Origin of the sequence: Pseudoduganella lutea (genome assembly GCF_004209755.1) — a bacterium.
GTDB classification, from domain to species: Bacteria; Pseudomonadota; Gammaproteobacteria; order Burkholderiales; family Burkholderiaceae_D; genus Rugamonas; species Rugamonas lutea.
In genome coordinates this window covers 1235771-1247225 of sequence record NZ_CP035913.1, presented here as the reverse complement: position 1 = coordinate 1247225, position 11455 = coordinate 1235771, and the positions used below count along the sequence as shown (strand labels likewise).

Here is an 11455-nt window from a genome sequence, read left to right as displayed (position 1 = left end):
AATCATGGTTCCTTGCATTTACTCTTTGATGAGAGTTACCCAACTTACTTCTTCCAGATTGAGATCGATTGCTGCTCCATTGAGAGCAATCGATCGTACAAGTCATGCCTGATGACCATAGCAAGTCGGTCCCACCCCTTCCCATCCCGAACAGGACCGTGAAACGACTTTGCGCCGATGATAGTGCTGCAACCAGTGTGAAAGTAGGTTATCGTCAGGCTGTTATATAGAAAAACCCCGCTAGCGTGTGCTGGCGGGGTTTTTCGCATTTGGAATGCCACTTCAGCAGTATGTTGCGGACTTCGGCAAGGTTCCGGTTTTTTGCTCGGCCGGGCACTGCCCGACCTCGCTCCACGAACAGGACCGTGAAACGACTTTGCGCCGATGATAGTGCTGCAACCAGTGTGAAAGCAGGTTATCGTCAGGCTGTTACATAGAAAAACCCCGCTAGCGTGTGCTGGCGGGGTTTTTCGCTTTTCGGCTCAAAAAGTTTCTCGAAAACCAATGGGATGGACGCCCCCACCCTAAAACGGCATCAATGTGCCAAAGTGGAGTTGTCGAGAAACCACTTAGCTAGAGGGGGGCGTCACCATGAAGATTACGGTATGCGGTGTTGATTTGGCAAAGGAAGTTTTCCAATTCCACGGTGTAAATGCGGCTGGCAAGGTGGAGAAGCGTATCCAGCTGAGGCGTGGCAAGGTAATGGAATTTTTCGCCAACATGGCACCGTGTCTGATCGGAATGGAAGCATGTGGCAGCGCGCACTACTGGGCGCGGCAACTGCAAAGCCTGGGGCACACGGTCAAGCTGATAGCTCCGCAGTTCGTCAAGCCGTACGTGAAGACCAACAAGCACGATGCAGCAGATGCAGAAGCGATCTGCGAAGCAGTACAACGACCAAGCATGCGTTTCGTGCCGATCAAGAATATCGAACAGCAGGCGATCCTTGCTGTCCACACGGCCCGGGCAGGATTCGTCAAGCAGCGCACGGCGCAGGCTAATCAGATTCGCGGGCTATTGGCGGAGTTTGGATTGATCGTGCCAAAGGGCCTGGCCCTGCTTAAGGAGCGGGTGCCGACATTGCTCGATGAAGCGAAGGATGAACTGCCCGGCGCGTTCCGCCAGACCATCCTCGAACTTCTTGATCACTTGAACGTATTGGACAAGCGAGTTAAGCAATTCGAGCTGGAGATCCAGAATTGGCATCGCTCGAATTCGATGTCTCAGCGACTAGAGAAGATACCGGGCATTGGTCCGATTACAGCGAGCGCATTGGTGGCAGCGATCGGTAACGCCAAGCACTTCGCCAACGGCCGACAGCTCGCTGCATGGCTTGGCCTGGTGCCGAAACAGCATTCAACGGGCGGCCGAACCAACCTTCTTGGCATCAGCAAACGAGGCGATACGTATCTGCGCACGTTGCTCATTCATGGCGCCCGAGCAGTAATCCGGCACGCAGCCAACAAGATCAAGCAAGACTGGCTTCATTCGCTACTTAGCCGGCGACACAAGAATATCGCTGCCGTGGCCTTGGCCAACAAAAATGCAAGAACAGTGTGGGCGTTGTTAGCACATGACAGAGAGTTCCGGGTCGATTACGCTGCCGCGTAATCGACCCGGTTAAGGGTCCCTTGTCGAAGGGAGGCAAACAGTTTTTGGAAGCAGTGCCGGTACATTCCACCGATTGCACAAGCGATCAAGCAGTGATGGCAAACCAGGTAAGACCGTGGTTGGCTAAGCCCGTCTGTCACCAAGCACTTCGAGTGCGTTAAACCGCCGGGGCGTCGACCAGCAAATCCCATCAGGGACAGTGGCATCGGCCACATCAAAGTCCGAATGTACGGGTGCAATCTTTACCTAAAGCCGTCATGAAAAGAAAGCTTGGCATACCGGGGGCGTCCATGTACGGTGACAGACACCGGTTTTCTGGAAATGTTTCAAAATATTGGGTGTCTGTCACCGGTTTTTGGGCTGTACAGGGTAAGACCCCGCCAGCATATGTCGGCGGGGTTTTTTGCTATGGCGACGCGCATTCAATAGCCTCTGACCGACAAAGCGGCATGTACCTTTGACCCGTCGCTATCGATGATTGTTGATAGCAGCACACTGTCGCGCCTTACATACAAGCCCAGAATGATTACTTAAATGCAATTAATCCGTGGTAAAATTAGTAATTAAAAATAGCAAGTTTCAACCCACGGGCGCGTAATGCAAAAGAAAACGCTGATCAAAGCCGTCGCCGGCGTGGCCATCGTCGCCGCTGCCCTGGTGGCCTACCGCACGTTCGGCTGGGGGCACTGGGCGGGGCCGGTCAACAGCCTGGGCATCGACCTGTCGAAGCCCGATGCGCTGATCGTCACGAAGAGCCTGTCCACGCTGCCGCGCGATTTACTGAAGATCCCGCTGGCGCGCGACGTCCTGCGCGAGGAGTTCCTCTTCTACTACGAGCAGAACGAAGACCGGCTGGGCCTGAAAGGCAGCCTGCGGCGCATCGCCTATGAACATGAACTGGGCTGGGGCGACCAGCTGCTGCGCATGGTGCTGGACCAGCCGGCGGACGTGGCGCTGTGGCGCGATGCCGATGGCACGCTGAAGCACTTTGCCATTGCCGTCTCGCGCAACCAGCTCACCCGGTTGGTCGAGGAAGCAGGCAAGGTTGCGCTGAAGGACAGCCAGATGCGCATCGCCGGCGAGCTGTCCGTCGACGGTGCCGACGTGCGCGTGTTCGCGCTCGACTATGCCTACAACCGCACGCTGCTGCTGGCGGCTCACCGCGATCGGCTCGTCGTCCTGTCCCATCCGGGCATGCTGTACGGGGGCGACGACGGCAAGAACGTCGACGAGACCGCCCGCAAAGCCGTGATCGACCTGCTGTCGAAGGATGGCGCACGGCAGCGTGTCTTTCATGACCAGTTCCGCCTGGCGCGCGGCGCGACCGATGGCCACAGCATCGCCGTCAAGGCGGATTTCCTGTCGTTCGGTTACCAGCCATTCTTTGGCGCGTTCGAAGCGCTGCGGTTCGACTTCAGCAAGGGAGCATGGGCTTCACATGCGCTGCTGGACGCAGGCAAGCTGAAGAAGGGCGGTTATGACGCGACCGCACTGTGGCACGTGCTGCCGCATAACCCGAGTGCCTGTTTCATCGTGCCGGCCGACTGGGCAGCCATGCAGCCCGTGCTGGAGCGCATCGATGCCAACGCGCCGCTGTTGCCGCTCGCCGATCAGATGAGCGGTCCCGCTGCCGCCTGCTGGTATGGCGGCTCGCGCCTGCACACGCCAGTCTTTGTCGCAAGCCGCGCTCCGGCCGCAGCGGCCAATACCGAGGCGCTGCTCGGCAGCCTGTTTTCGGCAACGATGGCCGGCAAGGGCGATGCAGCCGCGGCCAGGGCGGAAGGTGCCGTCCGCTGGGAGCGCACCGTGGCGACAAGGCAGGGCGAGGCGAAGGCAACGCTGGCCATGGCGGGCAAGCTGGTCGTGTTTTCCGCGGACGGGAAACTGGTCGACCAGGTACTCGCAGTGCAGCGCAAGCGGGCGCCGGCGGTGGCCGACCTGCTGCCCGATGCCGCACGCACGATCGGTGTCATCGCCCCCGCATCGCTGGCCCGGCTGATCGAAACCGAGGCGTTCGGCAGCCTGCCGCAAAGCCAGGAACCGCTGTTGCGCGCAGCAGCGGACGAGCACCTGGTACCGCGCCTGAACGCGTTGAAAAAATACCCGCCTTACCGGTTGGTGCTGAAAAAGCTGCCATCCTCCGGCGTCGCCTGGGAACCACTGGAATGGCAAGCCGTCAATCGCTGACCGTGCGGCGCCGCTGCCTGCGCCTGCTGGCCGCGCCGCTCGCCGCCGCCGCAGCGCCGGCGTTCGCCCTGAAACGCGCCGTCGATACGCAGGCGCGGCTGACCCAGGCCCAGACCCGCGCATTCCAGGCGTGGATGCTGCGCATCGTCAGCGCCCAGGTCGAGCGCGGACCTTCGCCTCGCTGGCAACACCGTGACTGCGCGGGCCTCGTGCGTTTTGCCGTCAACGAGGCGCTTGCCGTGCACGATGCCCGCTGGTTGCGCGCGAACGGTATCGGCACCGACCGGCGCCTGCCGCCGGAACTGAACCTGACGCCGGCGCAGGCCGCACTGCGCAACCGCTGGGTGCAGTCCGACGGTAAGGTCGGCCATTTCGTCACCGCGATCGCGCTGGTGCAGAACAACAGCAGGTTCGTCTCCCGCGAACTGTCGATGGCGTCGCCCGGCGACCTGCTGTTCTTCGACCAGGGCGACGAACAGCACCTGATGGTGTGGATGGGTGCGCGCATCGCGTACCACACGGGCACGGTCACCCCAATGGATAACGGTCTGCGGACCGTCGATGTTCAACAACTTACGATGTGGAAGGACACGCGGTGGCAACCGACGGTCGACAATCCCAACTTCGCCGGCGTGTTCCGGCTTTCCTTCTTGTCCTGAAGCTGTGCGTGCTGCTGGCCTTTTCCGCGCTCGTGCCGCGCGGCGTCGGTGCGCAGGAGCAGGGCAACGCGCCAAGCAACTACACACCGGTCAAGGGCGAGCCGTTCTTCCTGCTCGCGGACACGGGCTTCGGCCCGGCGGAAGAAGCGCGCGTGCGGCTCGAAGTGCCTGGCCGCGACATGGCGCGCATGAACCTAGAAGCGTATTCGGGTGCCGACATCGTCGTGTACCGCGTGCCCGAGCCGCTGGAGTTCCTGAAGAAGCAGCGCAACCTGCACCGCGTGCAGGTTGAAGGCAATTACCAGGGCGAAGGGCTGGCGAACACGCTGCGCTACCTGTGGGACAGCTGGTGGAAACAGTCGCGCCTGATCTGGCGCCAGCTGTTCTCGGCCGATGCGCGCCGCGCCGTCACGCACACGCAGCCCGGGCTGGCCACGAACGAAGCGATCCGCCGGCCCACCACGTTCCAGAACAACCCCCGGTACAAGCCGCTGAAGGGGTTCGACATGGTGGACCGCTTCCGCTATCCGATCTGGCAGGCGAAACCCATCGAGCCGCCGAAGGGCGTCAAGCTCGATGGCTCCAGCAGCGACTTCATTCCCACCGGTGCCGGCAACCTGATGATCCCGATCGGCAAGCGCAAGCCGGGGCTGTACCTGGTCGAAGCGATCATCGGCGAGCACCGTGCGACCACGCTGGTGTTCGTGTCTAACACGGTGGCCGTGACCAAGGTCTCGTCCGGCCAGATGCTCGTGTGGAGCGCGCGGCGCGACAATGGCGCCGCCGTACCGGGTACCAGTGTCGTGTGGACGGACGGCAGTGGCGTGCTGCAGTACGGCACCACCGGCCAGGATGGCGTCGCCGCGCTCGAGCGGGGCAGCCCGGAGCACACCTATGTGCTGGGCGAGGATCGCGACGGCGGCGTGTTCGTTTCCGAGAATTTCTACTATGACAGCGAGATCTACAATACGAAGCTGTACGCGGTGACGGACCGCCCCCTGTACCGGCCTGGCGACGAAGTCAACGTGAAGTTCCTGGGCCGCGAGTTCACGTCCGCGCGCGCTTCGCAGGCTGCCGCGGCGGCGCCCGTCGGCCTGACCGTATTCGACCCGAACGGCACGCCGCTGCTGACGCAAACGCTGCAGCTGTCGCCGGAAACGGGGACCGAAACCCGCTTCCGCCTGCCGGTGCAGGCCGGCGCCGGTGGCTACGAGCTGCGCTTCAGCTACCAGGGCGGCATGTATGGCGCGGCTTTCCGCGTGGCCGAGTACATCAAGCCGCACTTCGAGATCAGCGTGCAGCCGGCGAAGCCCGAATTCAAGACGGGCGAACGTGTCGAAGGCACGATCGCGCTGCGTTACGCCGATGGCAAGCCGGTGCGCAACGCGAAACTCACGCTGTCGCTGCGCGGCCAGCAGAACACACTCGTGGAAGGCGAGCTGCGCTACAGCGGCCTGTTCCCTGTCGACCTGAAGACGGAAGAATTGCGGACGGACAGCAGCGGCAATGCGGACTTCACGCTGCCGCCGGCCGCCGATCCTTCGCGCTACATCCTGACCGTGCTGGCGACAGACGGCGCCGCGTACCGCGTGAAAACCACGCGCGAGCTGCTCATCGCCCGCTCGGCCACCACGTACCAGTTGAAGGCGGCGCGCCAGTTTTCCGATCCTGGCCAGGTGGTGCGCTTTGGCGTGACCGCGCTGGGGCAGGGCGGTGCGAAGCCGGTTCGCTGGGAAATGGTGCAGCTTGAAACGCAGACAAAAACGGAAGGTCCGTTCGACGGCGCCGCGAAAACGTGGGACGTGACATTCCCGGTATCCGGCTCGTATCAACTGAGCCTGCGCGACGAACGGGGCAACCTCGTGGGCAGTACCAGCCACTGGGTCAGCGGCGCGGGCGTGAAGGCCACGCCGGGCAGCATCGAGATCGTGCTGGACCGCGCCCGCTACAAGCCGGGCGAAACGGCCGAAGCGCTGGTCACGTTCTCTGCCCCCGCGGACCAGGCTCTGCTGACGCTGGAGCGGGACAAGGTGGAGAGCCACGGCCTGTTGCAGGGCGGTGCCGCGTGGTTCCAGGCGCGGCGCGTGGCGCCGAACCAGTGGCGCGTGCGTATCCCCGTGCAGGAGGCGCATGGTCCGAACATCACGTTCTCCGTCGCCGCCGTGCGCAACGGCGAGTTCGTGTTCGAGAACGCGGGCCTGCAGATCATCGAGCCGCGCATCGCGCTGCAATTCGCCACGGACAAGCCGGTGTACCAGCCTGGCGAAAAAGTCACGCTCGACGTCACGGCCACGCTCGACGGCAAGCCCGTCGCCACGCTGGTGGCACTGGGGGTCGTTGATGAGATGATCTACGTGCTGCAGCCGGAGATCGCGCCGGACATCGCGGACTTCTTCTACCACCCGCGCCGCAACAACGTGCGCACGACGGCAAGCCTGTCGTTCATCAGCTACGACATGGCGCAGGGCCGGCTGGGCGGCGTGCCCGCGCGCCACAATTACAACGAGCGCGGCGTGAAGGTGCTGGAGCGGCCGCGTCGCGACAACGTCGATACCGCGCTGTGGGCGCCGTCGCTGATGACCGACGCCGCCGGTCGCGCGCGCGTCACGTTCACGATGCCGGATGCGCTGACGCGCTGGCGCATTACGGGCCGCGCGATGGATGCGCAGGGCCGCGTTGGCCAGCGTACCGCTTACCTGCGCTCGGACAAGGCGTTCTATGCCAAGTGGGCCGCACCGGGCTGGATGCGCGCCGGCGACGCGCCGCTGGCCACCGTGGCCGTGTTCAACCAGAGCGGCGCGAAAGCGGCGCTGGAAGTCGCGCTGACGGCCGGCGGCACCACGAAGATGGAGAAGATCGACGCGGCACCAGGCATCAATTACGCGGCGTTTCCGCTCACGGGCGCCAACGGCGCGCTGCGCCTCGAAGTCAGGCAGGGCGGCAAGGTCGTCGACGCGCTCGACACCACGCTGCAGGTTCAACCCGCCGGCTGGAGCAGTCCCCGTTCGCAGGCCGTTCCGCTGGTAGGCACGACGACGGCGCTGAAGCTGCCGGCCGACGCGCGCAACGTGCGCGTGTCGTTCGCGCACGGCGCTGCCGCGCATTTCGCGCGCATCGCGGACGACCTGATCGACTATCCGTACGGTGGTGTCGAACAGACCGCCAGCCGCATCATCCCGCTGACGATGGCGGTGCACAGCCTGCCGCCCGATGCGGCTGGGCTGCGCGACCGGCTGCTGGCGCACCTGCAGAACCAGCGCCTTCGGCTCGTGTCGATGGCGGGGCCGGACGCCGTGTTCGGCTGGTGGGGCGACGGCACGCAGGACAGCGCGCTGATGACCGCCTATGCCTACTACGCCGACTGGTATGCGGCACGCGCGCTGAAGATCGACCTGCCCGCCGGGCACTGGGAAAACCTGCTGAAAGTGTATGGCGACAAGGTGCAGGAAGGCAGCGTGGGCGAGCGCGCGCTGGCGCTAAGGATGGCGCACGACATGGGCCTGCCGACGAAGACGCTGGCGTCGGGCCTGGTCGACGATGCGGCGGCAATGCCGGCGCCGTCCGCCGCGCGCCCGCGCACGGGATCGGCCAGCATGGTGCTGGGCAGCGACGATGCGGCCGCGCATGCGCTGGCGCTGGGGCTGGTCGCGGTCGTGGCGCAGGAGAACGGCATCGTGGCCACGCCGGCGCTGCAGGAGCGGATCGCGGCCGCCTGGAAAACGCTGCGCGACACGCCCGCCCCGGCCGCGCAGGCGCTGCTGATGCTGGCTGGCGAGGCGCCCGCCAGCCAGGCCGAGGCGACACTGGCGTCGGTGCGTGGCGACATGCCGACAATGGACCGCGCGCTGACATTGCTGTGGGTGCAGAAGAAACTGGGCGGCCCGGCCTTCGGCAGGGGAGCCGACCTTGCACCGCAAGGCCAGTGGCGCAAGGTCGAGACGGCAGCGGGCCAGGCGCAGTGGCGCTGGATGGACCCGAAGGCGCTGCCGGACCAGCTGGCCCTGGCCGCCCCGGCGCCGGCTGGCGCGGCGGCCGTGGTGCAATACGACAGCCGCGCGGCCGAAACCTCGACGCTGGCGGTGACCGTCGAGCGCCGCATCCTGCGCATAAAATCTGGCAACGGCGGCTATGCCACCGAACCCGTCAAGCCCGGCGAGGCACTGCGCACCGATGAACTGTACCTGGACGAGATCCGCCTGAAACCGGCTTCCGGCGCCCGGCATCGCTTCGGCCTCGTGGAAGTACCGCTGCCGCCGGGTGCCAGCGTGGAGCCGACCACGTGGGGCATCGCGCTGGAAGGCACGCCGCCGAAGCAGCTCGAGCGTGCCCGCCACACGGAACGGCCGGATGGCTATTCGGTGCCGGTCGACGCGCTCGCTGGCGAAACCGTGGTGCGCCACCTGCTGCGGTTTGCCCAGAAGGGCAGCTACGTGCTGCCGCCGGCGCGCTATTACCGCGTGTACGAGCCCGAGCAGAAGGCGATCGAAGGCAATGCCGCGCGCCGCACGCTGAAAGTCGAATGATGCGCAGGATGCTGCCCGCCGTGCTGTTCGCCGTTCCGCTGCTGTCGGCGGCGGCAACGCTCGACGTCGCCTGGTGGAAGGAAGGGCGCGTGCAGGTCAGGCAGCTGCAGGACGGTGGTGCGGCGCCACCTCCGTTCGACGGTGCCCGCGAGGTTCCGCTGGGCAGCCTGTGGAAGCTGTTCGTCTACGTGTATGCGGTCGATACCGGCACGCCGCTGCCGGCCTATCGCTGCACCGGCCGCGATCCGGAAGAAGTGTATTGCTGCAACGCGGGCAAGTCCATCGAGCGCGACGTGGCGCTGGCCCGGTCATGTGGGCCATTCTTTGCACCGCGCCGGCTCATGATCGGCGCCGCGCCATGGCGCGCGTGGTGGACGGAGCGGCTCGGCCGCGTGCCGGCCGGCGACCTTGCATGGCTCGCCACGCCCGACGCGCTGGCACCGGAACGCGCGGTACGGCTCGACAGCCTGCTGCGGGCGCTGGACCGCGTGCCGGCCGAGCCGCGCGCCCTGGCGGAAGCGGCATTGCTGCGCGTGGTGCTGGACGGGCGCGGCGCCGACTCGGTGCGCTGGTTCGGCAGCCAGCTGCGGGTCAAGACGTATTCCTGGCACGAGACGCCCGGGCGCGGTGGCGCCGGGCAGCGCCTGGGCGGTGCCGCCGGCTGGCTGGCGGACGGCACGCCCGTGTGGCTCGGTGGCCCTGGCACCAGCGCCGGCATCCTGCGCCGCTGGGCGCCGCGGCTGGCGGCCGCGCTGCCGGCCGCCACCCCGCAGGACAGCGGCTGCGTCGAAGTCGATTTCTTCACGCGCTACCCCATCCGCAGCGTGCAAGGACCCGCCGGGCCGGCGGTCGCCGGGCCGCTGCATGGCCGCCATGTCGTCCGGTTCGAGAATGGCAACGCGTTGCCCGTGCAGGGCGCCGGCGATGTGCTGCTCGAACGCGATAGCACCGGCAGGCCGCGCCTGCGCGGCCGTTTCGGCGTCAACGACTACGTGGCGCGCGTGGTGGACCGGGAAGGGAGCACCGCCGAGCCCGAGGCCGCGCGGGCGCTGGCGATCGCCGCGCGCACCTACCTGCAGCAGAATGCCCGGCAAGGTGGCGGTTGCCAGCGTATCGCCGACAGCAGCGCCACGCAGCGCGTCAGCCCGAACCCCGCAACGGCAGCGGCGCTGGAGGCAGCCCGCTGGACCGACCAGCTGGTGATCGACGGCGCAACGGTAAGGTATCACCGCGACACGGCGGCTCCCGATACGCTCGCGTGGGTGCAGACGGTACGGCTGGCGCGCGAAGGCCGGCGGTTCGACGAACTGCTGGCAAGCGCTTGGCCGCGCGGTGCACTGACGATCGCCGGCAACAGCGGCACCACCTGCACGCGCCTGGTGAAGAACGAGCGATGGCTGGCGCATGCGCTGCCGCGCTGGGAGCGCGTGCTGCGCGCCGAGGCGGGCTACGAACGACCGGCCGACCTGCCGGGCGTCTGCGCACTAGCCGTCGGCGCGCCGTACTCGGAGCAGTCGCGCAACCGCATCTTCATGCGCCCGCTGGCCACGCGCGAGGACCGTATCACGCTGGCCCACGAATACCTGCACATCGGCTTGCGCCGGCATCCGCGTGGCCAGGATGAAATCTATGTCGAGCAGCTCGCGCGGCGGCTGGCCGACCTGAATCCGGAGACACCATGAAACCATGCACCGCATCGGTGTTGCTGACACTGTTCCTTCTGCCGGCGGCAGCCGGCGCACAGGATCGCACGCTGGCCGCGCCCACCGGCGGCTGGAACCGCGCCGGCCTGACGGACAAGTCGCAGGAGCTGGCCAGGAACTATCCGTATTCGCTGATCGACCGCGGCAGCCAGAAGAACCGGCGCATGATCACGGGCCACCTGGCACAGGCGGGGAACAAGCGGCCGTTCGCGAAGCTCGTCGTGAACGGCAATCCCACGCCGCTGTACACGGACGACGAAGGCCGTTATGCGCGCGCCTACTCGTTCGGTTCCGGTTCCAACAGCGTGGAGATCCGCGGGGCGGATGGCCGCGGCGTCAAGCGGGTGCAATTCTACGAGGCTGATCGCAGCCGTCCGCAGCCCGTGCTGCGCGTGATCGCCGCCTGGGATGACAACCAGGCCGAAGTCGACCTCCACGTGGTGACACCGGATGGCCAGCATGCGTTCTGGTCGCATCCCGCGCTGACCAATGGCGGCGGCCTCGATGCGGACACGGTCGACGGTCCCGGGCCGGAGAATTTCGTCATGACGGCGCCGCAGCGGGGCGCCTACCAGGTGTGGATCAACTACTGGGGCAACTTCGGCGATTCGGGCTACCATTTCGACGAATCGACGCGGCAGCAGCCCATCATCACGACCCGCATCACGCTGGTCTTCCATGAAAACACGGCGCGCGAGCGGCGCGAGGCGTTCGTCGTCCCGCTGCGCAGCATCGGCGAACTCACGCTCGTGAAAACCTTCAAATTCTAACC

General features: G+C 65.7%; 6 protein-coding genes and 1 rRNA gene. All 7 read left to right on the top strand.

The window, feature by feature from the left end; translation table 11 throughout:
- The first annotated feature begins 107 nt into the window (after positions 1–107).
- The 7 genes from rrf to EWM63_RS05240 all read left to right on the top strand — a co-directional run bounded on the left by rrf (position 108) and on the right by EWM63_RS05240 (position 11453).
- A 5S ribosomal RNA gene (gene rrf / locus EWM63_RS05270) occupies positions 108–220 on the top strand.
- 371 nt (positions 221–591) lie between these two features.
- Entirely contained in the window at positions 592–1611 is a 1020-nt protein-coding gene (locus EWM63_RS05265) for an IS110 family RNA-guided transposase (RefSeq protein ID WP_130185598.1), read from the top strand.
- A gap of 597 nt (positions 1612–2208) precedes the next feature.
- On the top strand, positions 2209–3798 hold the full coding sequence (locus tag EWM63_RS05260; RefSeq protein WP_130185597.1) for a DUF2138 family protein: 1590 nt from the start codon (positions 2209–2211) through the stop codon (positions 3796–3798).
- Positions 3777–4457 (top strand): DUF1175 family protein, encoded by a 681-nt coding sequence (locus EWM63_RS05255; RefSeq protein WP_130185596.1) that lies wholly within the window; start codon positions 3777–3779, stop codon positions 4455–4457. Before EWM63_RS05260 ends, EWM63_RS05255 begins: the two co-directional genes overlap by 22 nt.
- Positions 4458–4465: 8 nt before the next feature.
- Positions 4466–8980, top strand: a complete 4515-nt coding sequence (locus EWM63_RS05250) for an alpha-2-macroglobulin family protein (protein WP_229487738.1) — start codon at positions 4466–4468, stop codon at positions 8978–8980.
- Positions 8977–10662 (top strand): DUF2300 domain-containing protein, encoded by a 1686-nt coding sequence (locus EWM63_RS05245; protein WP_229487737.1) that lies wholly within the window; start codon positions 8977–8979, stop codon positions 10660–10662. The genes EWM63_RS05250 and EWM63_RS05245 overlap by 4 nt, the downstream gene beginning before the upstream one ends.
- Positions 10659–11453 (top strand): YfaP family protein, encoded by a 795-nt coding sequence (locus tag EWM63_RS05240; protein ID WP_130185594.1) that lies wholly within the window; start codon positions 10659–10661, stop codon positions 11451–11453. The genes EWM63_RS05245 and EWM63_RS05240 overlap by 4 nt, the downstream gene beginning before the upstream one ends.
- The last annotated feature ends 2 nt before the right edge of the window (positions 11454–11455 follow it).